General features: G+C 40.0%; 20 protein-coding genes. 3 read left to right on the forward strand and 17 right to left on the reverse strand.

Annotation, left to right across the window (positions count from 1 at the left end; all coding sequences use genetic code 11):
- Positions 1-5 precede the first annotated feature (5 nt).
- The 10 genes from Q4D72_RS02955 to gldB all read right to left on the reverse strand — a co-directional run bounded on the left by Q4D72_RS02955 (position 6) and on the right by gldB (position 11,000).
- Positions 6-2,030 (reverse strand): DUF5689 domain-containing protein, encoded by a 2,025-nt coding sequence (locus Q4D72_RS02955; RefSeq protein ID WP_303075927.1) that lies wholly within the window; start codon positions 2,028-2,030, stop codon positions 6-8.
- Positions 2,031-2,063: 33 nt separating this feature from the next.
- Complete coding sequence (locus Q4D72_RS02960; RefSeq protein ID WP_303075928.1) at positions 2,064-4,778, reverse strand: TonB-dependent receptor; 2,715 nt, start codon at positions 4,776-4,778, stop codon at positions 2,064-2,066.
- 99 nt (positions 4,779-4,877) lie between these two features.
- Positions 4,878-5,438, reverse strand: a complete 561-nt coding sequence (locus Q4D72_RS02965) for a hypothetical protein (RefSeq protein ID WP_303075929.1) — start codon at positions 5,436-5,438, stop codon at positions 4,878-4,880.
- A gap of 13 nt (positions 5,439-5,451) precedes the next feature.
- Entirely contained in the window at positions 5,452-5,844 is a 393-nt protein-coding gene (locus tag Q4D72_RS02970) for a hypothetical protein (protein ID WP_303075930.1), read from the reverse strand.
- The gene (rfbC, locus tag Q4D72_RS02975; protein ID WP_303075931.1) at positions 5,831-6,406 is read right to left on the reverse strand and encodes a dTDP-4-dehydrorhamnose 3,5-epimerase; all 576 of its coding nucleotides are present in this window, start codon (positions 6,404-6,406) and stop codon (positions 5,831-5,833) included. The genes Q4D72_RS02970 and rfbC overlap by 14 nt, the downstream gene beginning before the upstream one ends.
- 39 nt (positions 6,407-6,445) lie before the next feature.
- Positions 6,446-7,288 carry a mechanosensitive ion channel family protein gene (locus tag Q4D72_RS02980; protein WP_303075932.1) on the reverse strand — a complete coding sequence of 281 codons (843 nt, stop codon included), beginning with the start codon at positions 7,286-7,288 and terminating at the stop codon, positions 6,446-6,448.
- A gap of 370 nt (positions 7,289-7,658) precedes the next feature.
- The gene (locus tag Q4D72_RS02985; RefSeq protein WP_303075978.1) at positions 7,659-8,522 is read right to left on the reverse strand and encodes an SPFH domain-containing protein; all 864 of its coding nucleotides are present in this window, start codon (positions 8,520-8,522) and stop codon (positions 7,659-7,661) included.
- 129 nt (positions 8,523-8,651) lie between these two features.
- On the reverse strand, positions 8,652-9,689 hold the full coding sequence (asnA, locus tag Q4D72_RS02990) for an aspartate--ammonia ligase (protein ID WP_303075933.1): 1,038 nt from the start codon (positions 9,687-9,689) through the stop codon (positions 8,652-8,654).
- 25 nt (positions 9,690-9,714) lie between these two features.
- Positions 9,715-10,047 carry a gliding motility protein GldC gene (gene gldC / locus Q4D72_RS02995; RefSeq protein WP_303075934.1) on the reverse strand — a complete coding sequence of 111 codons (333 nt, stop codon included), beginning with the start codon at positions 10,045-10,047 and terminating at the stop codon, positions 9,715-9,717.
- A complete protein-coding gene (gene gldB / locus Q4D72_RS03000; RefSeq protein WP_303075935.1) occupies positions 10,047-11,000 on the reverse strand; it encodes a gliding motility lipoprotein GldB in 954 nt (317 codons plus the stop codon). The genes gldC and gldB overlap by 1 nt, the downstream gene beginning before the upstream one ends.
- 170 nt (positions 11,001-11,170) lie before the next feature.
- On the opposite strand from gldB, the gene Q4D72_RS03005 reads away from it, so the two are divergent.
- Genes Q4D72_RS03005 through radA form a run of 3 tightly spaced genes read left to right on the forward strand, consistent with a single transcriptional unit; the run spans position 11,171 to position 15,120 of the window.
- Positions 11,171-12,487, forward strand: a complete 1,317-nt coding sequence (locus Q4D72_RS03005) for a hydroxymethylglutaryl-CoA reductase, degradative (RefSeq protein WP_303075936.1) — start codon at positions 11,171-11,173, stop codon at positions 12,485-12,487.
- Positions 12,488-12,534: 47 nt separating this feature from the next.
- Positions 12,535-13,749, forward strand: coding sequence for an alpha/beta hydrolase (locus Q4D72_RS03010; RefSeq protein ID WP_303075937.1), 1,215 nt, complete (start codon positions 12,535-12,537; stop codon positions 13,747-13,749).
- Positions 13,750-13,758: 9 nt separating this feature from the next.
- The gene (radA, locus tag Q4D72_RS03015) at positions 13,759-15,120 is read left to right on the forward strand and encodes a DNA repair protein RadA (RefSeq protein ID WP_303075938.1); all 1,362 of its coding nucleotides are present in this window, start codon (positions 13,759-13,761) and stop codon (positions 15,118-15,120) included.
- A 333-nt stretch (positions 15,121-15,453) separates the two neighbouring features.
- Here the strand turns inward: radA and dnaB are convergent, their stop codons facing one another.
- The 7 genes from dnaB to Q4D72_RS03050 form a co-directional block, all read right to left on the reverse strand.
- Positions 15,454-17,016, reverse strand: coding sequence for a replicative DNA helicase (gene dnaB, locus Q4D72_RS03020; protein WP_303075939.1), 1,563 nt, complete (start codon positions 17,014-17,016; stop codon positions 15,454-15,456).
- Between the two features lie 232 nt (positions 17,017-17,248).
- A complete protein-coding gene (locus Q4D72_RS03025; protein WP_303075940.1) occupies positions 17,249-18,202 on the reverse strand; it encodes an acetyl-CoA carboxylase carboxyltransferase subunit alpha in 954 nt (317 codons plus the stop codon).
- A gap of 222 nt (positions 18,203-18,424) precedes the next feature.
- Positions 18,425-19,564, reverse strand: a complete 1,140-nt coding sequence (recA, locus tag Q4D72_RS03030) for a recombinase RecA (RefSeq protein ID WP_303075941.1) — start codon at positions 19,562-19,564, stop codon at positions 18,425-18,427.
- Positions 19,565-19,721: 157 nt separating this feature from the next.
- Positions 19,722-20,876, reverse strand: a complete 1,155-nt coding sequence (locus tag Q4D72_RS03035) for a Wadjet anti-phage system protein JetD domain-containing protein (RefSeq protein WP_303075942.1) — start codon at positions 20,874-20,876, stop codon at positions 19,722-19,724.
- Complete coding sequence (locus tag Q4D72_RS03040; protein WP_303075943.1) at positions 20,873-24,292, reverse strand: ATP-binding protein; 3,420 nt, start codon at positions 24,290-24,292, stop codon at positions 20,873-20,875. Before Q4D72_RS03040 ends, Q4D72_RS03035 begins: the two co-directional genes overlap by 4 nt.
- Positions 24,276-24,854 (reverse strand): DUF4194 domain-containing protein, encoded by a 579-nt coding sequence (locus Q4D72_RS03045; RefSeq protein ID WP_303075944.1) that lies wholly within the window; start codon positions 24,852-24,854, stop codon positions 24,276-24,278. Before Q4D72_RS03045 ends, Q4D72_RS03040 begins: the two co-directional genes overlap by 17 nt.
- A complete protein-coding gene (locus Q4D72_RS03050) occupies positions 24,851-26,311 on the reverse strand; it encodes a DUF3375 domain-containing protein (protein ID WP_303075945.1) in 1,461 nt (486 codons plus the stop codon). Before Q4D72_RS03050 ends, Q4D72_RS03045 begins: the two co-directional genes overlap by 4 nt.
- Positions 26,312-26,479 lie beyond the last annotated feature (168 nt).

Raw genomic sequence — 26,479 nt, forward strand, 5'->3', positions numbered from 1 at the left:
CAGATTTATTCCGTCCATTCAATATCATCAACAACACTTTGTGAAGCGGTTGATTTAATGGTAATGGTTACGCTTCCGGTTTTGTTTACCGTAATGGTAGCCGTTCCTGAATCTGCCTTTCCAAAGGTAACTGATTGCCCAATTTGAGTAGTGCTGTTTTCATCACCGTCATAAACCACTAAGGTTCTGTTATTTCCACCTGAAAAAGCACCTTTATATTTGAATTTCAATTCTTTTACGCCATTTGTGAACATTATTTTTATGTACGGATTTGAATTGTTTTTATGCAACATCAAACCTTTTCCGCTAATAGCGTATGACGTTCCGCTATTGGTCAAATCAGTGCGGGCTTTGTATGTTAAGGTGGCATTGCCTTTGGTTAGTGTTTCGGTATTCGTGTAAGCAGTTGAATTTGAAGTTACATTTTCAAAATCAAAAACATTTCCTTGTGAAGAACCTCCTTGGTTTCCACCTTGATTCCCGCCTTGGTCTCCACCTCCGGTGTTGGGCGGTGTAGTTCCGAATGCCAAATCAGCTTCTTTTTCGTAAACGATTTCTTTGATAATCTCGCCTGATTTGTTTTTATAATCTTTAAACGTTCCGGTTACGGTAATTTCCTGACCATCAACTTTTAATTTATCTTTCGTGGCTTGTGACAGTGCATTGAAAACCGAAGTTGGCGCATAAATCTGGATAAGCGTTCCGTCCGATAATTTAAAGTGCGGTTTGTTACTGCTGATGGTTATTTTTCCTTGCAGTTTCACGGATTTTCCGTCGGCATAGTCATTAGCCGTAGCCGTTTCGGCTTTGAGCTCGGTAACTGAACTTCCGCCTCCGTTATTGGGTGGTGTAGTTCCGAAAACCAAATCGGCTTCTTTTTGGTAAACAATCTCTTTGATGGTAACGCCCGTATTGTTGTTTTTAAAATCTTTAAACGTTCCGGTTACGGTAATTTCCTGACCATCAATCTTTAATTTATCTTTTGCTTCTTTTGACAAGGCATTGAAAACCGAATTCGGTGCATAAATCTGGATAAGTGTTCCGTCCGATAATTTAAAGTACGGTTTTTTATTGTCGATAGTAATTTTTCCGTGTAGTTTAACGGATTTTCCGTCGGCATAATCAGCAACCGTAGCCGTAGCGGCTTCAAGCTCCGTAACGGTAGTTGTTCCTGAGTGAGTGCCTGCTCCAACCACTTTAATATCGCTGACGGTGTTTACCATAAATTGGAACGAACTTCCGTATTTGGTAAGCACTCCCGTAACGTCGAGCGTTCCTGACGGAACCGTTTCGTTGATAAACTTGGCATATCGGCTGGTTCTGAACGTGATTGTTTTTCCGTTGGCATCAATCAAATTGTAATTTGTGCCGTTTTGCGCGTTATTGGCTTCTTGATGAAACGTTTTACCTATTGCCGTACTTTCAAAAGAAACGTTTTTAAAGGTAACAAGCTGATTTACATTTGCATTCGTTTTTAAAACATCAACCGAAGCATCGGCTTTTGCCAAATCCGTTTGTGGTTTTAGCGTTTCTTGCAGGTTGTAAATGTGTTTTTTGTAGAGCGCCTCTGCCATTTGCCCCACGCTTTTTCGCCCGCTGTTGCTGGTGTAAACGTCATAACCGATTTCCAACCCGCCGTTGTTAATCTGCGTGGTAAGCCCTTTTAAACGAATTTGCACTTTTGACCCAACGGGAAACTCGGTGTAAAGTCCGCTTTTATTGATAGATACGGAAACTCCGGCTGTTTTTTCGGCATTTTGGATATAAATCTTCTTGTAGAAATTCCCCCCTTCATCACTTGAAATCACATAACCCTCAATGGCATCATTTTCAGTATATTTCGTCACTTCGGAAGTTGATGAAGCCGTAGCCTGTGCAAAAGTGATTATTTTTCCATCAAACGGCGGAATGTCCTTTTTGCTTTCCTCAAAATTAGGAAGCTCATAATCAGTATCTTTCACGCACGAAGCAATCCCGAAAGCGCAAAATAAAAGAATACTGTAAATTGAAATTAGATGTTTTAGTTTCATAATTAGTAAATTAAAAATTTAACTTTCATTTTTTTATAAACTTACTGCTAAATTAAGCATAAAAGTGCGTCCGTAACCCACAAAATAACGCGGACCAAACGACGGAACATTATGAGCATTGTCTCGTACCATATCGCCGTAATTTGCCGTGCGCGACTGCTCAAACCCACCTGAAACAAACTTCGTGTTAAGCACGTTACTAACACTGGCTATCAAGCTTATATATGTTTTTTTAACGCGCCACGACTTTCCGCCAACAAGGTTCAGCAAGAAAACCTCGTTTAAACGTTCTTGTTTTAACAAATCGCGGGCAAGGTCTTTATCAATATTGGTAAAGTTTTTGCGCGTATCGGGGTCGATAAAAAAGTTTTTCGTACGGTTAATTGCCGAAATTGAAATGTAATTCTTGGCAAGCAAATTAGCAGTTGCCCCCACCCACCAATATTTAGGGTCGCGGTACTCAATGCCCAATGAATAAGCCTGTTGCGGACCGCTTGGCACGTGGTAGTTTTTCAAGTTCACTTGATCAATTTCAACCACCCCGATTTCACCCGATGAAACGTACATTTTAGGGTTGTTTATGTAGGTGTGTTGCCCTATGGCGGCAGCGGCGGTAAGTTTCACAGTCGGAATGATTTGCGCCTCAGCACCAAATTCAAGTCCGAAGTGTCTTTTTTGAATGTTATCGACGGTTTGCGACACAAAATCGCTCGAAATTTCGTCCGTTAGTGCTATTTCCGTAAAGAAAAAGTTGGTTTCGGACGTGTTTTCAATATGCGAATAATATCCCGTTAAGCGCGATTTAAAATACGGCATTCGCAAGATGTAACTCCCATCAACGGTGTAAACGGTTTCGTTTTTCAAATTAGGGAGCAATCCGTTGGAATAGCGGATGTTAGCAAATGAATTGCGCACCGATTGCGGCGTGTTGAAGTAACCGGAATTGAGTTGCAAAATATGGCGCCCCGTAATGGCATACGTAAGCCCTACTTTTGTACTTACCCCACTGAAAACCTGTTTGTTTCCTTCGCCATACGAATCGGCAAAAAGCGAATAATTGTACTTTCCGTTGCGTTGATAATCCGTGTAATGGTAGCGCCCTGCCACAAAAAGCTCTAACTTTTTGAAAGTAAACTCAAATTGAGTAAAAAATTCGCCTACGTTGCTTTTAAGTCCGTAAAAATAATTCCATTTATCGCCTACTTTCTTCTGCAAGTTCGTGTCATTTTCGTCATAAGGCTTGTTTGTAAAATAATCGTAATTCGCAAAGAAACCACCGCCTAACAAATCATCAACTTCGGCATAATTTTCCGAAGAAACATTGCGGTAAACCGCCCCCGATGTCCACTTGATATTGGAATGAATTGGCGTAGTGAAATTGATATTTGCCGTGAGCGTACGCTCGTCATTTACGTCATTACTGATGATAAACGCACTTCGGTTATCGGGAATATTGCTATTGGCGTAATAGAGTGACGCCCAATTTAATTGCCGGTTTGCCAAGAAGTATTCTTTTTGCAGATTTGCCAAATCCCAATTAGGACCGGCTTCTTGGTTGATGTAATAACTCGGCAAATTTCTGTAATAATTCGGTTCGGGATTTTGCGCATTGGCATAACTTAATCGCGTGTTTCCAATCTTCCCGAATTGGTATCCGAAATCAATATTCAAACGTGTGTCATCTTGATTGTAATTGTACGAAAGCACAAAAATAGGCTCAGAAACAATGCGGTTGCGTGAATTTCGCACATCGCCATTTTGTTTCCCCCAATACGGATTATACTGATAACCAACTAAATCAAGTACCTCACGCGTGAGTGGCGATGTTTTTCCGCGACGAATGGGCGAAAACATACCGATGAGGTTCAAACTGTGATTTTTATTGAGCTGATATTCCAACGCCCCAAAAAAGGAGTAAGCGTTGTAAAGTGTACCATCAACCCAGCTTCCGTTAGCCGCCCAACGACGTGATGCCGACAAGGTGTATGCCAATCCGTTTTTGTCAATGCCCGAATTATACGTTGCCATCACACGCCCCACATAACTGCGATTGCCTGCCGAAGTTGATAAGCGAAGCCCCGAACGATTCAACGACGGACGCACATTGATGTAATTTGAACCCGATATACCGCCAAAAGTATAATCAGATTTTACAATTCCGTGGCTAAGTTCCTGATTGCGGGTAACATCGTTCAGCCCGCCCCAGTTTGCCCATTGCGCACGCCCGTTTTCAACGCGGTTCATCGGGATTCCGTTCAAAAGCACGGTAGCATCTTTTGAATCGTAACCGCGGGGTTTGAAAAACACGGAACTAAAATCAAACGCCGCCCTGCGCATAAACACATCTTGCGAGCTGTGCAACAAGCCCGAAACCACATCGGCGCCGCTTTCATCATCTTCCAATTCGCTTTCCGAAAGGGTTACCAATTGCTCTGCCTCCCGCACAAAATCGCGTTCAAGCACCACCGCCGGCAATTCCGTTTTCAGTTGAAAAACCTCCAACGGCACTCGTTTTTCGATGTAATCGGCTCTTGAAAACACCAAAACATATTTTCCTTGCGGAATTTCAAGCGAAAAACGCCCGTCGGCATTGGTGAAAATTTCGTCCGAAAGCCCCTCTGTCATTACTTTGACATTAGGTAGGGTTTTACCGGTTTGGTTATCAAGCACCACACCTTCCACCACCGATTGTGAAAAAACCGGAAATGCCAGCAATGTCATCAAACAAAAAACATATATCTTACTCATATTCAGTATTTTTTTAATTCATAAAGAAAGAATGCTCTCAGCGGATTAAATCACCACAAAAGTACGCCAAATTGCCTAATTTCACAACAAAACAAGGTTTTATTTTATCGGAAATGCCATTCCGATGAAGAATCCGCCCATTATCTGGTTCGCTGACGGGAGCAAATAGGTTGAAAATGACAAATCTACGTTTCCATTTCGCCCCAAAGCAAGCCCCAACGAAAACATAGCGTGTGGTGCCAGTCCTTTCACTTCTTCGTTGTGGTTGAGGGTAACATTTTTGAAACTCCCTACCGACAGCCCCCTACCCAATTCAAGATAAGGCGCCACCCAGCGAATTGGAGCTTTTACTCGTGCCTTTCCTCCCAAATAAAAAGCTTTTGTTTGCGTCTTTTCAGGTGTAGGGTTGTTGTCAAAATCTTTTCCGATGGATTTTGCAGTGATAAAACCCATATAAGGGCGTAATTCAAACCACGATTTTATTTTCAAAACGAATGTTCCTTCACTGGCAAAACCATTTACCACTACATTGGTCTTACCTGCTGTTGACATACTGCTCCCGTTGCCCACCTTCACCTCAATGGCTTTCTGCTTAATGAATTGTGCCTGTGAGAATTGAACGGCAAATACAACCAGTAACCAGCTTAAAAGTAGTTTCATAGCATTCTATTACTTACTGCTTAAAAATAGTTGTTTTGATGCTTTTACGCATTGACAAAAATACGCCTGCATTAGATATAACCAACAGCAACAAAGGCATATACACACCAAAAAGCACCATCAATGTAAGTCCGACACCTCCGGGTAAAGCAAAAACCACCCCCAACGGAAACGTGATAAAACCCACTGCAAACAAAACGGCATACACTAAATGATAACTCATTATAAGCCAGTTTTTTGAAAGGAAAAGTACTGCCAATGACACACTTGCTAAAAGCAAAGCAACCGTTACCGATGTCGCTCCCCAATAATCGGGCGTTACCATCAGCACTTGATTTATGATAATCAAAAGCGCTATGGGGTTGATAATGTGCAACAAAGCCGTCAGAATCTTATTGATTTTCATACAAATTTGTTGCATAATCAAACAGAAAAGCATCACGCAAAAGCGGACTTTGGGTATCTTTCTGTGACAAAATCACATCTTTGTGCGGTATTTTCCAATCGATTTGCAAAACGGGGTCGTTCCAAAGCACGCTCCCTTCCTCTTGCGGATGATAGTAATTATCGCATTTGTACTGAAAAATTGCCTCATCACTCAACACCACAAACCCGTGTGCAAAACCCCGTGGTACAAACAGTTGGCGTTTATTTTCCGCCGAAAGTTCCGCCGCTACGTGCCTGCCAAACGTGGGCGAACCCTTGCGGATATCAACCGCCACGTCAAGCACTTTCCCTTGCACAACACGCACCAGTTTGGATTGCGTAAAAGGCGGTTTTTGAAAGTGAAGTCCCCGTAAAACACCGTAACGGGATTTCGATTCATTATCTTGAACAAAGGTTGTTTGGCAAACTGCCTCGACAAACTGCTGATGTGAAAACGACTCAAAAAAATACCCACGCTCGTCGCCAAACACCTTAGGTTCAATGATTAACACCTCACATATGTTAGTTTGTATTACATTCATATTTTTATGGGTTACAAAAAACGTTTATTGTTCTATTTTTTAAGATTTCGGGTTGTTCCCTGCCATCGTAACGACACGTTGCGGGAACGGAATTTCAATTCCTTCGGCATCAAATCGTAATTTAATCTCCTCAATAGCAGCAAAATAACAATCCCAATAATCATTATTATCACACCAGAAACGCACCGAAATATTTACGGAATTATCCGCCAATTCTTCCACAAAAACATTGGGAGCGGGGTCTTGAAAGGCTCGTTTTTCGTTTCGGGCAATGTCCAACAAAATTTCCTTTGCTTTTTGAAGGTCAGAGCTGTATCCGATGCCGACCAAGACTTTTACGCGTCTTTTGTCTTCACGAGTGAAATTGATGATATTATCGCCAAAGAGTGGTCCGTTAGGGATGATAACTTCCTCATTATTAAACTTATTCAAAGTGGTAGAAACCAGTCCGATGCGTTTTACCGTACCGCGTTCGCCTTTTGCTTCGATAACATCACCAACCTTGAAAGGCTTGAAAATCAGAATCATAATTCCGCCTGCAAAATTGGAAAGCGACCCCTGCAATGCCAAACCCACCGCAATACCCGCACTGGCTAAAATGGCGAAAAATTGCGTTGCCGGAATGCCAATCATCTGAATGATAATCAAAAACAAAGCGATATGTAAAACCCACTTAATTAGCTGTAAAAGAAAAGTTTGCAATGTAACATCAACTTCACGCCGCACCATTATTTTTTTTACCAAATTCACCAAAAAGCGTATGGCGTAACGCCCCACGACAAAAACGATAATCGCCCCAATCAATATCGGAACGAAATTAACCAACTCTGTAATCCAACCTTTTAGCAATCTTTCAAAATCTTCTGCGGTAAATTGATTCATCTTTTATTTTATTAATTTATAAATATTTAAGTTCATTACTTATTTTTATCTTCGTACTTTTGTCTTGAAACAAAAGTACCAAAAATTCAAGGCTGTGGATTTGGACATACCCTGCTCCAAGTATTCGCAGACTATGCTAAAAATCAAATGAATGCCGTTAAAAGTACTAAAAAAGCACCCAAAATCAGCCCCCAATCGTTGAATAAAGATTGCGATTAAGTATTGAACTCAATAAATAGTTCCATTACCTGTTTCGATAAGCAAACAAAAGTAGTAAATAAATGTGTTTTTGGCAAATTCTGACAAAAAATAATTCGGCAGAAAAACCAAAGTTTCCTACCGAATTACGTGAGTATTAACAACTTGAACATTATGCTTCTTTGTTATTTTCTTTCATTTTTTCAGCAATTTGATTCGATGCCGCAAATGAAGTTATCATATTGTTAAGCATTTCGCTTCCGGCATTGGGTGAATTCGGTAGCAAAATCAAATTACTGCTGGTTTGTTGTCCAACTGCCTGCAACGTATCGTAATGCTGGGTTACGACAATCAAAGCGGAGGCTTCTTGTGAGCTGATTCCCACCTTGTTAAGCACATCAACGCTTTCCACCAATCCGCGGGCAATTTCACGACGTTGGTCGGCAATACCCTGCCCTTGCAAACGCTTGCTTTCGGCTTCAGCTTTGGCTTTTTCAACGATTAAAATACGCTGTGCATCACCTTCGTACTGAGCTGCAACCTTCTCACGTTCAGCAGCGTTGATACGGTTCATCGCGGCTTTCACTTGCGAATCGGGGTCGATGTCAGTAACCAAAGTTTTGATAATATCGTAACCGTAAGTTTCCATCGCTTCTTGCACTTCGCGTTTTACGGCAATGGCGATATCGTCTTTCTTTACGAAAACATCATCCAGACGCATTTTCGGCACTTCGGCACGCACCACGTCAAACACGTAGCTGGTAATTTGGTCGTGCGGATATTCCAATCGGTAAATGGCATCGTACACCTTGTCTTTAATCACGACGTACTGCACCGAAACTTTGATTTTTACGAACACATCATCAAGAGTTTTGGTCTCCACAATTACATCTAATTGCTGGATTTTCAAACTGATGCGTGCCGCAATTTTGTCAATAATCGGAATTTTGATTTGCAAACCCGAATGACGAATGCTCTGAAATTTACCAAAACGCTCGATAGCCACGGCGGTTTGTTGTTTCACGGTAAAAAACATTCCGAAGAAAACAACCAACGCCAAAAAAATAAAGGGAATTAACGGAAAAAATTCGTTCATAATATATCTTTTTTTAAATTAACGTTGCTAAGATACAACTTTTTTGATTATCTGCAAATTTTATGTGAACTATATCAACGGAATATGCCATTCGTTGCAAGTGGCGCGCATCTCATCAGGCCATATACTTGCCTGAATTTCACCAATATGAGCCTTATGCAAAAGAAACATACACAAACGTGACTGCCCGATACCGCCTCCAATAGAAAGCGGTAACGCCCCCTCAATCAGGCGTTTGTGAAAGTAGAGATGCAACCTGTCTTCTTTTTGTTCCAACTGCAATTGCCGCAACAACGTTTCTTGATTCACACGAATTCCCATTGAGGAAATCTCGAACGGAAGCTCCAAAATAGGATTCCAAAGAATGATGTCGCCGTTGAGTCCTGCATATTTTTCATCACAACGGCCGCTCCAATCGTCGTAATCGGGTGCTCTGGTGTCGTGTTTTTCGCCATTGGAAAGTTTTCCGCCTATACCGATGATAAACACCGCTTTATGTTCTTTGGCAATGGCGGCTTCACGCTCTTTGGGCGTTAGGTGCGGATATTTTTGCAACAATTCTTCCGAATGGATAAAATAAATTTCGGGAGGCAATATGGGTTTTATCGCTGAAAAACTCTCGCAAACCAAATATTCAGTGCGTAAAAGTGTAGCGTAAATACGACGTACAATATTTTTCAGAAAATCAATATTACGCTGATTTTCAGAAATTACCATTTCCCAATCCCACTGGTCAACGTAAAGCGAATGCAAATTTCCGAGTTCTTCATCAGCGCGAATGGCGTTCATATCGGTGTAAATTCCGTATCCTTTTTCAATGTGATAATCAGCGAGCATCACACGCTTCCATTTGGCAAGCGAATGCACCACTTCGGCGCGTTTTTCGTTCATATCCTTAATGGGGAAATTCACCGCCCGTTCCACACCGCTCAAATCATCATTAAGCCCTGTGCCTTGCAAAACGAAAAGCGGTGCCGTAACGCGCCGCAAACGCAACTCGGCAGAGAGATTTACCTGAAAAAAATCTTTTATTTTTTGAATGCCCAACTCGGTTTGTTGCAAATCCAAAAGCGGACGATAGTGTTGGGGTTTAATAAGATAACTCATTATTTAACAATTTGAAAAACAGCCATTACGGCTTCAACTCCATTTTTTGTGCAAAATACTCACAAAAATCGCGCATCGTGTCGCGCATTTTTTCATCATCGGTGGCTCTGTGAAACGTGTCTGCCATTGCCGATAAGGTTTGATAGAAAAACATTTTCATTTCATCAACGGGCATATCTTTGGTCCAGAGGTCGATGCGCAAGGCTTCTTTATTCTTTGAATCCCAGACAGATAACAAAACAGCTTTGGTTTCTTCGTTGTAAACGCCACCGTCTTCGGCATTCCAAAATAATTTTTCGGGGATATGATTTTCATCCAACGTAACGGAGAGCTGAATGTTTGATGTTTTTTTTGACATTATTTTTTAGGTTTATAAGATGATTTTTTAAACAACTCGTCTGACTTCATTGCAAGCATCTCAATAAGAGACGTTTGACTATTTTTTTCCATAAATGATTGCACAATTTGCAAGCCCACAAAACGCCCCACGCCGCCGGGTGATTCGTTGTCCAGTTCCAAATAAAATTTTGAAAACGGCGCCGGATAAACAAACCGATTCAGCAGGCGTTTATCCGTTTGGTACAGCAAGTCATTTTCAATGAAATACCGCCAAATTTGCGATTCGTTTTCCGTTGCCCATTTCCATTTTAGGGTTTCATATTTTAAAATGTCGGCTTGTGATTTTTTGGGTAACAATCGCTCAATAAGATACAATTTCTTTCCTTCATAAATAATATTATCCAAAAAAGTAAGATACTGATAACGAGGAATTAATTTCTCGGCAAAAGCCTCAGCAAGGTCAATGACGATGTATTCTTTTTTGAGTTCAAACCGAATGTATTTTTGAATGTTTTCATAAAAATAATGATTTTCGCCCAAATAGTTGTCAATCCCGATAAGTAACAGACTATCAGCATAAATAACCCTTGATTGATAATCCACCTCTGAGGTAAGCGTAATTACCTTCGGGGCTTTGAAATTCGGAAAATAGTACTTTATATGTTGAAACAAATTTTTAATTTCCTTTTTTTCGCTTGCAAAATTGCCAATGTGCTTGCGCACTTCTTGGTAAAGTTCTTGCCGCAGAGTATCTTTCTGTATATCAATCCATTCCTTATCATCAATGTTTGATGTAAAGAAAAACGGAAATTCCTTTCGCAATTCGGGCAATTTATCAGCCGGCGTTTCAAAGAAAAGTGAATCGAACCGAACGGTTTCAAAAGGCACTGATATAGAGGCTATTTCCTTTTCTTTTTTGTCTTGACAACCGATAAAAGCCAACAGCCCGACACATAAAAATAATCGTTTCATTAGAAAAATAAATTTCGCAAGTTTGATGGCAAATGTAGGCAAAAAAAAATAAAATTCGGTAAAATCAGCACTAAAAAACATCTTTTTTGGTAACAATCAGGCAATTATTAATTTTCTGTTGTATATTTGCAACGCACTTACTTGACTAAAAATAAAAACACATTGCATTGATGAAAAAAATAGACGGATTTTCAAAACTGACAAAACAACAAAAAATCGATTGGGTTTGCCAAACTTATTTTGCGGGCGACAACAAGGCATTTTCATACTTTGAAAAATATCATAACAGCGACAAGGCTTTGCAACAGCTTCACGATGAGTTTATTGAAAATGCCATCACCAATTACTACTTACCCTTTGCCATAGCACCGAACTTTACCATTAACGGACGTACCTACACCGTGCCGATGGTCATTGAAGAGAGTTCGGTAGTGGCAGCCGCTAGCCGTGCCGCCAAATTTTGGGAAATACGAGGCGGATTTACCACCGAAGTGATTTCAACCCAAAAAAACGGACAGGTTCACTTTATGTTTTATGGCGAAAAAACGGATTTAGAACATTTTTTCAATAGTATAAAACCCAAAATGTTTGAAAATGCAAAAGCCATCACTACCAATATGGAAAAACGTGGCGGAGGCATCACAGCGCTGAAACTCATTGACAAACGCAGCGAACTTGCTCATTACTACCAACTTTTCGCCACTTTTGAAACATTGGACGCTATGGGGGCGAACTTCATCAATTCGTGCTTGGAATCGTTTTCGGAAACGTTTGCCAATGAAGCCAAAAATTTTCCGGCAATTAACGGAAAGTACGAAATTGTGATGTCGATTCTGTCCAACTATGTCCCTGAATGTTTGGTGAAATCTAAAGTGTCGTGCCCTGTTGAAAAAATGGCAGTTGCCAACCTAAGCGGAACTGAATTCTGTGAGAAATTTGTCAGAGCCATCACCATCGCCAATGCCGAAGTGCATCGTGCCACCACGCATAACAAAGGCATTATGAACGGAATAGACTCCGTAGTGTTGGCAACCGGAAACGATTTCAGAGCCGTTGAAGCCGGCGTACACGCCTACGCCGCCCGAAGCGGGAAGTACCAAAGTTTGACGAATGCAAAAATTGAAAACGGGATTTTCCACTTTGGCATTGAGGTGCCGCTGGCATTAGGAACCGTTGGCGGACTGACAAACCTGCATCCGCTAGTGAAAACCGCCTTGCAAATTCTGGAAAAACCTTCGGCAAGAGAATTAATGCAAATCGCTGCTACGGTAGGCTTGGCACAAAATTTTGCTGCCGTGAGTTCACTCATTACACTCGGCATACAAAAAGGACATATGAAAATGCACCTGATGAACATTTTGAATCAATTAGGAGCAAACGACACTCAAAAACAATATATTACAGATTATTTCAAAGACAAAACCCCCTCTCATAACGAAGTGGTTCGCATTTTTGAAAGCATCAAAGAACAAAAAAACAAACACTGAATTTCAAATACTTAAATAATAATTACAAACTTTTAAATAATTTTCTTATGAAAAAACTACTGTTATTCTTTGCACTGTTATTTTTACAAAACGGCTTCACACAAGTAATCTCCGAAGAATTTAATTCTAACAGACTAAACGGAAAACGCAAAATAGCCATTTACCTTCCGGAAAAATTTTCAGAAAAAGAAGGATACCCGCTGTTGGTCGTGCTTGATGCTGCCTCATTGATGGAATCGGTCATCGCAACCACCCGCTATTACGAGTATGCGCACAATATGCCCAAGTGCATCGTTGTGGGCGTGTTCAGCACCGAAGAAGATGTTACCGTTCCGCACGAAGTTGGGCGACCGATGAATGAATCGGCACGTTTTTTTGAATTCGTCGCTGCCGAGTTAGTCCCTTACGTTCAAGGAAAATACCCTATCAGCAACCTTAAAGCCGTTATAGGCTCAGACGAGTCGGGCTATCTGGCAAGCCATTACTTATTGAGTGACAAGCCGTTATTCAATGCTGTCATTGCCCTCAATCCGCAAGTTCAACCCTACATTTATATGCCGCTTTCCGAGCAGTTTACAAAAGCCAAAAAGTTTACTTTTTTCTACACTGCCACAACCGATATGGAAAATGCGGCTTCGCTTGAAAAAATAAAAACCTTAAACAACCAACTCAAAGGGAAGTCGAACGAGTATGTAAGCTATCATCACGATGTTTTTGAAGGTTCATCACCACAAACAACTGATTTAATGGGAGTTTCAAAAGCAATCGACATTCTTTTTGATGCCTACAAACCCATTTCTGCCAAAGAATTTAAAGAAAAAATTCAACCTTTGCAAGAAAATATTTTTGAATATATCGAAAACAAATACAACCGAATACACAAAGAACTGGGTGTTAAAAAGAAACCGCTGTTAAACGACATTTTAGCAATTTACGACGTTATTAAAGAAAAAGAAGAATGGAATTCACTCTTGAAACTTTCTGATTTCGTGAGAGCTAACGGATACAACGAAACTGCTATGCCAAGTTTCTTCTTGGGTGAATTTTACGAAAATACCAACGACTTTAAAAGAGCCGTTCGCGCCTATCAACGTGCTTATGGCGAGCCGGCTGTTGATTTCATTAAACAAGACCTTATTAATGAGCGTATTACAAAACTTCGGAAAAGTTTGAAAAAAGCGAAGGGCAAACCTGAGGAGGAGGAAGAACCTGCACAAGAAGAAAGCGAGCAAACACCAACAACCGAAGAAACGCAAAATTAACACCCGTTTATGAAGGTAAAAACAACCTATTTCTGTCAGAATTGCGGCACGCAGTACAGCAAATGGCAGGGGCAGTGCTATGCCTGTAAGGAATGGAACACCATCGCCGAGGAAGTCCTCCAAAAAGAAGACAAAAAGGCTTGGCAAAACACCTCCGACTCAAAAAGCAAAAAAGCGCCCAAATACGTTGCCATTTCACAGATAAGCACTCAATCCGAAAGCAGACTAAACACTAACAATCAAGAACTTAACAATGTTTTAGGAGGCGGTATCGTTCCCGGTTCGGTAACCTTGTTGGGTGGTGAACCCGGTATTGGGAAAAGTACGCTTTTGTTGCAAATCGCCTTAAATTTACCCTACCGAACCCTATACGTTTCGGGAGAAGAAAGCGAAAAGCAAATCAAAATGCGTGCCGACCGCATTGAGCATAAACTCAACAATTGTTTTATCTTAACGGAAATAAAAACACAAAACATATTCCAGCAAATCAAGGAGTTACAACCCGAAATCGTGATTATTGATTCCATTCAAACTCTGCAATCTGATTATATCGAGGCATCAGCCGGAAGCATTTCGCAAATTCGGGAATGCACCTCCGAACTCATCAAATTTGCCAAAACCACCCACACACCCGTTATCCTCATCGGGCATATTACCAAAGACGGACAAATTGCAGGACCTAAAATTTTGGAACATATGGTGGATACCGTTTTGCAGTTTGAAGGCGACCGCAACCACGTGTACCGCATCTTGCGTTCGCTCAAAAATCGTTTTGGTTCTACCGCTGAATTAGGCATTTACGAAATGCTCAGCAACGGATTACGCGAAGTGAACAACCCGTCGGAAATTCTGATTTCAAAAACCGACGAAACCATCAGTGGCACCACCATAGCCGCTACTTTGGAAGGAATGCGCCCATTAATGATTGAAATTCAAGCTCTTGTAAGCACTGCCGTTTACGGAACACCGCAACGCAGCGCCACGGGTTTTAACGCCAAACGCCTCAATATGTTGCTCGCCGTATTGGAAAAACGCGCCGGCTTCCGATTGGGGGCGAAAGACGTGTTTTTAAACATCACCGGCGGAATCACCATTGACGACCCCGCCACCGATTTGGGCGTGGCAATGGCGATTTTATCGTCAAATGAAGATATCGCCATCGAAAAAAACATCTGTTTTGCAGGCGAAGTGGGGCTGGGCGGTGAAATACGCCCCGTACAACGCGTGGAACAGCGCATCACCGAAGCCGAAAAACTGGGTTTTGAAACTATTTTCATTTCAAAATACAGCAAAATAGCGCTAAAAAACACGCAAATCAACATCGTCAAAGTGGCTAAAATTGAAGATGCCATCCAAGAATTATTCGGATAATCCACATAAAAAAAAAGCAGAAATTTTTGAGTAAATTTCTGCTTTTTAACCTATTTTTTCTTCTTTCCGCTACGGAAAAACAACACGAGCATCACAACAAACCCCAGGCAAACCAGCCCGAAAAAATACATAATGATACTACCAGCCGTGTGATCATAAAGAGCAATGTTTTGAGTCATCATATTTTAGTAAATTTAATTGGCTAAATTAATAATTTTGTTCGGTAAAAAAAATGACAAACTTCATATTTCTCACCAAAAACCGATTTTTTATAACTATTCTAAATTATTTTTCTTTTACAAAAAATTTAAAATCTTATTAATCTGTTAAAAATCAATAAGGTACATCATCAGCCCCCGTATTAGGTGCTTGAAATGGTGAAGCCCCGAAAGCATCATTGGGTGACGGTAATTTAGGCGCTACATAATCGTCATTCATTCGTGAGCCGAATTCTTGCGGCTCTGAAAACGCTGCGCCAAAGCCATCAAATTCATCTAAATTATCAAACTTTCCGTATTGCCCCAAAAACTTCAAACGAATGTTATCAAGCCCTCCGTTTCGGTGTTTGGCAACGATAAATTCCCCTTGATTGGCAGTTGATGAGCCGGCTTCATCATCCCACTCCATAATTTTGTAATATTCAGGACGATATATAAACGACACAATATCAGCATCTTGCTCAATAGCACCGGATTCCCTCAAATCAGATAGTTGCGGGCGTTTATGTCCGGGGCGCGATTCCACATTACGCGAAAGCTGTGAAAGGGCAATCACCGGAACGTCCAATTCCTTTGCCAAAGCCTTTAAATTTCGTGAAATGGTCGAGATTTCCTGCTCCCGATTTCCGGCACCTTTAGCTCCACCTGCCGTCATAAGTTGCAGATAATCAATGATTATTAATTTTATTCCGTATTGAGATGAAAGTCTGCGCGCTTTCGCTCTTAAATCAAAAATGGAAATAGAAGGTGTATCGTCAATGTACAGAGGCGCTTTTTCAAGGTCTTTCACCTTGGTGCTAAGCACGTGCCATTCGTGCGGTTCTAATTTTCCGGTACGCAATTTTTCAGATGAAAGCCCCGTTTCGGACGAGATTAAACGCGTAATCAGCTGAACGGAAGACATTTCCAGCGAAAAAAACGCTACCGGAATATTTTGTCCCACTGTAATATTTCGCGCCATTGAAAGGGTCAGCGCCGTTTTTCCCATACCGGGACGCGCCGCCACGATGATTAAATCACTGGCTTGCCAGCCCGAAGTAAGCTGGTCTAACTTGGTGAAACCCGAAGGAATGCCGCTAAACCCGTCGGTTTTGTTTGAAAGGTCTTGAATTTTCTTTAATGCCTTGATAACCAAATCACCGGCTGACTCACTGGAACGTTTCAAATTACCTTGTGCCACCTCGTAGAGTTTCGATTCGGCTGAATCCAAAAGGTCAAAAACATCTTTGGTTTCATCATATGCCTCTTCAATGACTTCCGATGAAATCTGAATCAGTCGGCGTTGAATAAACTTCTGCATAATGATACGCGCGTGAAACTCAATATGCGCCGATGACGACACCCGTTGCGTGAGTTGAATCAGGTAAAACTCGCCCCCCACCGCATCAAGCGTTCCGTTGCGGCGAAGTTGTTCCATTACTGTTAATAAATCAATGGGTTGCGATTGTTGAAAAAGTTCGGCGATTGCCTGATAGATAAGTTGATGCTGTTTTTTGTAAAATACCTCAGGGCTCAACACATCAATCACATCATCAACACCTTTCTTATCAATCATCATTGCCCCTAACACAACTTGTTCTATATTAACATCTTGCGGAGGTATTTTACCTCGCTCCAAGTTAACCATTGCAGGAGTGGCATTACTTTGCAACACTGGATAAATTTGCGTATCTTTCATAGTGCGAAATTAGAAAAAAAAAATAAAACTCACAGATTGATTATAAACACAAGCTGTTAATAAGCTGTTGAACAATTGTTAATAACCCCGTCACACCTTGTTAAAACCTTGAAATGCTGCATTTGAAAATACAATACGGAATGAGTTTAAACCGAAATTGTATGTCGATAAAAAAGAGGACGAAGTTTTTCCGCCCTCTTTTTTTGAAAACCAATTTAAAAACACAATCTATTTATTCTTTGAAAACTCCCATATTTAGGTACTTATCCATTCGCTTTTGAATAAGTTTTTCGGCAGGAAGTTTTTTGAGTTCATTATAGGTATCTAAAATCACTTTACGAACGGTTAAGAAAGTAGTTTCTCGGTCGCGATGTGCCCCACCGAGCGGTTCTTTGATGATTTCATCAACAAGTTTTAACTTTTTCATATCGGGGGCGGTGAGTTTTAGTGCTTCGGCGGCTTCTTTTTTATATTCCCAGCTTCGCCAAAGGATAGAGGAACACGACTCGGGCGAAATCACGGAATACCACGTATTTTCAAGCATATAAACACGGTCACCAATACCGATTCCCAAAGCTCCTCCGGAAGCTCCTTCGCCAATAATAAACACAATAACAGGCACTTTCAGTCGCGACATTTCAAGTATGTTTCGGGCGATTGCCTCGCCTTGCCCGCGTTCTTCGGCTTCAATGCCGGGGAATGCACCGGGTGTATCTACCAAACAAACAATCGGGATTCCGAATTTTTCAGCGGATTTCATCAATCGCAACGCCTTGCGATATCCTTCGGGGTTTGCCATACCGAAGTTGCGATACTGGCGCATTTTGGTATTCACACCTTTTTGTTGCCCGATGAACAGAAAACTCTGATTTTCAATCTTTCCAAAGCCTCCAATCATCGCTTTGTCGTCTTTTACAGTGCGGTCACCGTGCAGTTCCAAAAACGTGTCGCCACAAAGGGCATTGATGTAATCGAGTGTATAGGGGCGGTCTAAGTGCCGTGATATTTGCACGCGCTGCCAAGGCGTTAAATTGCTGTAAATCTCTTTTTTAGTTTGGTTGAGCTTTTTTTCAATTTTTTTGCAGGCATCGGTCATATCCACATCACTCTCATCGCCAATCAAGGCACATTTCTGCATCTGCTCTTCAAGCTCTTTGATAGGTAATTCAAAATCCAAGTATTCCATACGGTCGATTTCTTTTTTGACTTATATTTGAGCAAAGGTACGAATTTTTTACAAATACGCATCAATTTACAATGAAATATTTTTTGAAAGCACACTAAAAGGAGGTTTTTCATCCATTCGAAAAACTATTAATTTTCAGAACATTAATCGCTAATCTAAAAAACTATGGGTATTCAATTAAATCACAAAAAAATGAGCGATGCAATCGCCCATTTTTGTGTTTTATTCATCTGAATCATCATATTCATGATCGTCATACGATTCATCATCAGCCTCTTGTTCGGCAACTTTTGAAACCGTTTTCTTTCCTTTTTTAGCCGGTTTTATCACACCGTCGTTATTTTTCAAAAACTCCCTTACTTTGTTTTCAAGCTCTTCGGCTAATTCCGGATTGTCTTTCAGCAAGGCTTTCACGGTGTCGCGCCCTTGCCCGAGCTTAGTGTCTTGGTAACTGAACCACGAACCACTTTTGGTAATGATATTGGCATCAACACCTATATCAATAATTTCACCGATTTTAGAGATTCCTTCGCCAAACATAATGTCAAATTCAGCCGATTTAAACGGAGGCGCTACTTTATTTTTAACCACTTTTACTTTGGTTCGGTTTCCGATGATTTCGCCAGCTGAATCTTTGATTGTTCCGCCGCCTGCCTTGCGGATATCCAAACGCACGGAAGCGTAAAATTTCAAAGCGTTCCCACCGGTGGTGGTTTCCGGATTTCCAAAAGTTATTCCGATTTTATCACGCAATTGATTGATAAATATAACAATACAATTTGCTTTATTGACGCTTCCGGTTATTTTTCGCAATGCTTGCGACATCAATCGGGCGTGTACTCCCATTTTTGAGTCACCCATATCGCCTTCAATTTCACTTTTGGGCGTAAGTGCCGCTACCGAGTCGATAACAATCAAATCCACTGCATTTGAACGGATTAGCGCATCGGCAATTTCAAGGGCTTGCTCCCCGTGGTCGGGCTGTGAAACGTAGAGCGTGTTGATGTCTACTCCCAGTTTTTGAGCGTAAATACGGTCAAAAGCGTGTTCGGCATCAATGAACGCAGCTGTTCCGCCTGCTTTTTGAACTTCGGCGATGGCGTGCAGGGTGAGGGTGGTTTTCCCTGATGATTCGGGCCCGAATATTTCAATGATGCGCCCTTTTGGATATCCTCCAACGCCCAAAGCTACGTCCAGCCCTACGGAACCTGTTGAAAATGTTTCGGTTTCTTCAACGGTGGCATTTCCTAATTGCATCACGGTTCCTTTTCCGTATGCTTTATCTAATTTTTCAAGTGTTAGTTTCAGAGCATTTGCTTTTGCTTCGGCTGCACTTGTTTCTTTACTATCTTTCTTCGCCATTTTATTAAATCTTAACTATAAATTATAAGGTGGCTAAATTAGTGTATATTTTTCTGAAAAAAAAACTTTTTATCCAAAATTATTGATTATACTGAAAATCAAAATATTAATTAATTTCAAAAATAGAAACAGATAACGTCATAACCCTCTAAAAAAATCATTCGATTTTGGCAAAATAGGCATTGACATAATCAAACGGGATTTTTTCCTGTTCCAAACACCAATTATTTTTTCGTAATTTGGTGTAAAGCAGCTGTTCTTGGGATGTTAAATTGAGTTGAACAGGCATATCGGCGGGCGTTCCGAAATCATTTTCAAAGAATGTATCGAAAGTTTCGCTATCCATAAGAACACTTTTTGTGTGCGGAAAATACGCCCGAAATTGTGATAAAATATCAAATCCTTGCACATCAATATCACCCCAGTAGCACAAGTCTGAATTGTGAAACCATTTCACATTTTTGAGATTCAAAACACCGTATCCGGAACCAAAAATGGCAATCGTGCCGTTCATTTCAGGAAGTGTTAAGGTGGTGTAAAGCGTTGTTTTATTCTCAACTATCAGCACTTTTTTAACAGGTAGGCACAGTATTTCAAACTGATTAAGCAGCAACGCAAGGTCATCAACACCCGAAAAATGCGTATGTGCAATTGATTTATCAAGAATTTTAAACCGAATTTGCGGCTCATTACATTTGAGATGAAACCTTTTTTCAAAATCTTTACTTGCTTTGTTTATGTACCTTTCAATCAGAATATCAAGCAATTCCTGAATTATCGTTTTATGTTCTTCAACAAACTTGGTATGGACTTTTATTGGCAATTCCCTAATGTAACGATTGGGCTGAGGATTTTCTTTAAAGTAGTGACAGACTTTCAAAATATCGTTCCACTTCGTTTCAAACTTAATAATTTTTTTAGGATTTTTAAGCATCCATTGTTGCAATTCAGGAAATTCATTGGCAATTTTTGTAACATTTTCTTTAAATGCTGCCACTTCTTTTTCTTTGCCCAAAAATTTCAGGAAATCTTTTTCGCTATCAAAATAAATTGCCGTAGGAAAATCTTGCCTGCCCAAATATTTATCTTTTCGTTCTTGAAAATCAACCGTATAACCAAATCCTTTTTTCTCTTTGGATTGGCTGACGATTTGTTGAATTTCTTTTTCAAAGACCGGCAATGACCACTTCGTGGCGGTTTTATTACTGCGAATAACAATCCGCTCGAAAGGGATTTCCATTATAAATAGCTGCAAAAAGCCGTTGTAATATTTCCGTTCCGATTTTTCTCTAATCTCCTTAGGTGTAATCATTTACCGACATATTTGCTTTTTTCTTCTTTGAATTGTTCAATAGGCATATCATACAACCAAGAATATTTTTCGTCTTTGCGCTCTACGTAATGCACAAACGAAATATCGTTTTCAACAATGTGGATATTGTCACTGGGCGTAACAACAAGTAACTGTAAATGAAGTTGTTTACAAAGATTAATCAGGTAACGGGCTTTGTCTTCGTCTTGTGATTTAAACGCCTCGTCTATGGCGATAAATCGGAATGAATTGGCTTGCAAGCCTTCTTTTGTAAGCCCAAACTGGTAAGCAATTGCCGAACCCAAAATCGTGTAAGTGAGTTGTGCCTTTTCACCTCCTGAAAGTTGCCCCATTGCCTGATGCGTTTTTTCTTTTTGATGCGTTTCCTTATTGAATTCTTCGGCTTGATAACTATACCACGAACGCACGTCCATCACTTTTTTACGCCACTCTTCCGTATCCAATTTTTGAATAAACGGCAAAATGTGGTACGTGAAGTGATACTCCCGCCCTTCAAGGGTTTTATCCATCTGATGCTCATTGGGCACGGCTTTTTCAAGCAAATTACGAAATTCTTTTATCTCATCATCTATTTTATTTTGAACAATGAGTTGAAGGTATGTTCCTTTTTGCCCTTCCTTAAAGTTAATTCCTTTGAGCGAATCATTCAAATGCCTGATATTTTCTTTGATGGAATCAGCCCAATTTTCAAAAAACATTCTGAAATCACCCACTTTATGCGTGATGGTTTCTTGCAGATAGGTATTAAATCGTGTTTCAAACCTTGGAAGGTCGTCTTTTTGAAGGGTTTGCAATTTTTCTTGGTACTCACTAATCAGTTCCAAATTTGTGGAATTGGGTAACGAATGCACATCGGAACGCCAATCTTTAAACTGATTTAAAATAGTTTCTGAGGGTTGTTTAAAGTCGTTAATTTTAATTTTTACTTCATCTTCATTTTTGCGCTTTTCATATTCAAGCTCTGTAATGGTTTTTTGGTTCACGTCTTGAAAACTTTTGCGTTTCGCTTCAAAATCAGTGTATGAAATTTCGTGTAAATCAACATTTTGCGCTTCAAAATCAGTTACATCAACAACGCCTAACATCCGGCAAATTTGCTGATTTTGGTCTATGGAAACCTTAATATTTTTTTGATTTTCCTCAATTTGAAAAATTTCTCGATTTTTATTTTCAAGTTCAACTTCCGAAAGTTGTTTTAAATCCGTTCGAACTTTGAGCAACTGCTCTTGCAACTGTTTCAAGCGATTATTGGTTGTTTCAAGCGCTTTTTTTGCTTCGGTTTTTTCGTGAATTTCAGAGGCATACGTTTGCCAATCAATTTCTTCGTGTTTATCAAACATTGAAAATAAGTTATGGCATTCATCTTTAAACGCCTCTAAATCTTTCAATTGACTATTTTTATGGGCAATTGCTTTTTGGTTTTGGGTTTGCTCATTTTGCAAATGGATTAATTCCTTTTTTAAAACGGCTAATTTTTCGGTGTTGTCCCAACCCAAAACATAATTTTCTTTTCGGTTGATGTGCGGGCGGTCATCTTTTTCGTGTCGTCCTTTTTTGAATTTTATCAATCCGTTTTGCGTAATTGCCATTTCAGGATAGCGGTTAAACTCCTGTAAATCATCTACACACACAAAATCAAATTGGTTTTCTAAATAATTTTCAATCCAATCGTAATAAGTTGTTTGGGCTTTAATTTCAATTTTGCGGACTAACGACTTCTCACCTACATCACTGGTTCTTAGATTTTTAAGATAATTCTGCGCTTCGTGTTTATCATACCGAATCCTTCCCTTCAAGTTATTTGAATTAACATACTGATTTACTGCAAAATAATACTTTTCAGGAACCACCAACCGCAACGCCAAATTGTGCAGCACTTTTTCAATGGAAGCTTCCCACGCCAACTCGGTTTCCTTCACTTTGATAAGTTCACCAATAAACGGAATTTCATCACGGGTTGCCCCTACGTGTGCAATAATTTCATCGCGTATTTGGGCTTCACGTCCGGTGATATTATTTTTATTTTTACGAAGCGTCTGAATGGTATCTACTAAACTATCAGATAATTGCGCAAGCTCATCACCTTTATTTTTCAGGCTTCGAAGCCCTTCGGTTTCAGCGTCCATTTTTTGTTGCGTGCTTTGTTTTAATGTTTGGGCTTTTTCCTGATTGGCATAAAATTTTTTCCGGTCGGGATTGATATCCAAACCGATAAGTTGTGCAATTTTGTTGTAACGATCCAGTTTTTGGCTTTTATCGTTTTTTAAAATTTGAAGATTTTTAATTTCCTTTTCCAATTCTCTGACCTTACCGCCAACCTCATCTTTTTCAATGGCGATGAATATGGTTCGTTCCTCCTGTTTTAAAACGTCTTCTTTATGCCGAAGTGCTTGCAACTCATCTCTAAGTCGTTGTAATTCATTACTTGATTTCACTAACTCTGCTTCTGCCAATGCCACGCCTTTTTGTGCAAACCAATAAACGGCTGTTTCCCTTGATTTTTCCAAACGCTGCAAATCGGCATTAATTTGGGCAAGTTTGGTGGCAATTGCATCAATGGGAATGAGTTGTTTAATTTGCTCTTTGGCTTTCTCGATGTTGGTTTTGGCATCGATGAGCGTGTTAAAGCTCTCTTTAAGTTCAATAAAGGCTTCTTCTGAATTTTTTCCGTTTTCGGTGTATTCTTCCAGCATATTAATACGGATAAAATCATCCAAATCTTCCAGCATTTTCACACCAACTACCTGATTGAAAAGACTTAACGCTTTCACTGAACGCATCCCGAAAAGGTTTGCCATTCGTTGTGCGTATGCCTTGGGACCATCCAAAAATTCAACTTTCTTTTTGTTTGAATTGGAATTGTATTTTTTGTCGAGCATTTTTTTCCAATTTCCTTTGGAATCGAACTTATTAAAATCATTGCTGATTTCCAACGGAATATGAGCAATACCAAATTGCCTGCGGAGTTCGTTACTGCCCGTAAACCAGCGCACCTGAAAGAGCGTTACTTGCTTTTGATTGGCGTTTGCAAACGAAGCCAAAATAACGGAATAGGTGTTTGTTGAGCGCAGTTTTTGCGTTGAAGTTGAAGTTTTTCCTTCTTCCTGAATATTTCCGTAATGCCCTAACACATAGGTTTCTTCGGTACGGTCGCCTTTTTTTTCAACACCCGACGATTGGTTGTAAAAACGGTCGCGCTTTGCCGGAACCATCAGCGTGAGCAGTGCGTCAATAAACGTACTTTTGCCCGAGGCATTCGCACCGGTTAAAAGCGAATTATTGCCCTGTGGTTGTATTCTGAACACTTTTTCATCAAAAGTTCCCCAGTTAAAAACCTCCATATATTGCAGCCTAAAACCGGCTGTGTCGGAACTTGTACTAAACAGACTGAGCATACGCTTGCAATTTTGTTTTAAAATCCTGTAATATATCCAGTGTTATCTTCTCTTTGATAATGCGATGAATGCGGTATTTTGTCTCGCCGTCTTTTTTGCCGACTTCTTTTAAAAAGCCCAGTTCCACCGCATTACGAATGTATTTATCCAAATCTTTCTGAAATTTCAGTTTGTTGTACCCTTCTTGCAAGAAGAGCATTAACTCGTCTTTAATTTCAACATCGGTTATAAATTTTTCGGTGGTAAGTTGAGTTGGATTGCTGTCAAAATCTTCCAAACTTTGGCGCAAAACCACCAAAACAATTGAAGTTTCAAACCCGATTTGCCGCCTTTGCACCAAACCGAGCGTATTGCCCTCACTGTCTTCAAGTTGTTTTACAAAAGCAAAACCTTCTTCTTTTTTAACGATGAGTTCCAGCCCTATTTGATTAATATATTTCTGAATTTCAGACTGATAATTAATTACATCGTCCCAAAGGTTTGAATTGCGTTCAATGGGCGACCTGAGCAACCGCACAATCGCCTTGCTGTATGGTTTGATATGTTCTTCTAAATGATTCATCGGGTTAAAATAATTTCGGGGATTTTTATGTGTTTTTTATTTTGGGTGTCAAAAACGATATTTTGTGTTTTTTCGGAATGGATAAGATGCTTAAATTCTTTCACAATTCCGATGTATCCGAACAATTCGGGAAGCCCTTTTTGAAGTCCGCCACTACTTTCAACCACCTCTAAAAGAGTGGCTTGTGATTTTTCTTTCAATATTTTTTTAATATTTTTCCGCAGTGCATCTCTATCGACACTTACCCTTGAAAACAATTTTTGCAAATGAGCGGACGAGGCAATGTTTGCATCGGCAATTTTGGGCTGGCTTGTGTAAACGATTTCTTCATTTTGTTGGGTAGTTAGCTTACGGTCAAACGGGATATATATTTGAATTTCAGACTCTAATTCAAGTGAAACATTCGGTTTTTGGCTAGTTTTCCCAATTTCAACCAACTGTTTTTTGATGTCTTGAATTACTTTTTTGGTGGCTTCCGATTTTGAATTTTCGTTTTCACGGATAATTCGGCTGAGCTTCTGAGCCATTTTATCATTGGCTCTGTACACTTTTTGTCCGGAATTATGCAAATGCCTTTTCATCCCTTTAAGGAACGAATCATTCACCGGAATCCCCCTATCTTCCAGCGTTTTATACAACTCTTTGGTTAAACTTTCCCATTTGTTTTGCAATTCCGGATTGAGCAAAAACGACCAAAAAGCATAAAAACTTTTTCCCTGTTGGCTCTCTTTCAGCGCATCAAGCGCATCAAAGGTAAATTCAAGAATGTCGCCCTTTGCCAACTGTTCATCGGCGTGTTTTTGGTAAATATGCTTGGTGATTTCTTTAAAATTATCTTCAACTTCTTTAAAATCAGACAATAATTCTTTTGCTGATTGATTGAGTTGATTAAATCGGGGCACAATTTCAAACGCTTCGAAAACCTTCACGTCATCTCCGGATTTTATACGCTGAATTTGCTGTTCAATCTCCAACTTCCTCTCTTCCAGAATTTCAATCCGCTTTTCAACATCTTCATTGGTGAACTCTACCAGTTCTTTAAGCTGGTTGAGAATCGTGTTAAATTTAGATTCCGTTCCGACAAACTCCTCTTTTTTTAAACTTAACAACCAATCGATTACCCTACTTGAATGAACGGAAAGCTCATAAAAAATTTCGCCCTGCTCATCGGAATAGTTTGTCAAAAAACCTTTGTTCGTCCAAAACAGAATGTTTCTTTTGGCTTTTTGTTCGTACGTTTCAATGGAATTTGACTCGTGCTCTTCATCAGTTTCTATGTTGTGTTCTTCCAAAAAATCAACTAACTGATTGTGAATATTTTCAGATGACACCGCCGTTTGCTTATTCACAAATGTTGTGATGAAAAACCGGATTATCAGCTCCCTACTGCGCAGGCGCAGCAAATCAACACTGGGTGAAGTGTTTAAAGCATTCAATATTTGAGAAACATCAGTCATTTAGTTGTTGTTAAAAAATCCGATTTTATATGCAAAGTGATGTGCCAAACCGAATTCGGCGGAAGATTATTCTGTTTGCAAAGTTACGTAAAAAACAAATAAAAACAAGTTCTTTCAAATAAATAATTTTTACCAACAGAAACGAAACTTTTTTCGTAAAACAAATTT

Source organism: Capnocytophaga sp., assembly GCF_030532915.1.
Lineage (GTDB): Bacteria > Bacteroidota > Bacteroidia > Flavobacteriales > Flavobacteriaceae > Capnocytophaga.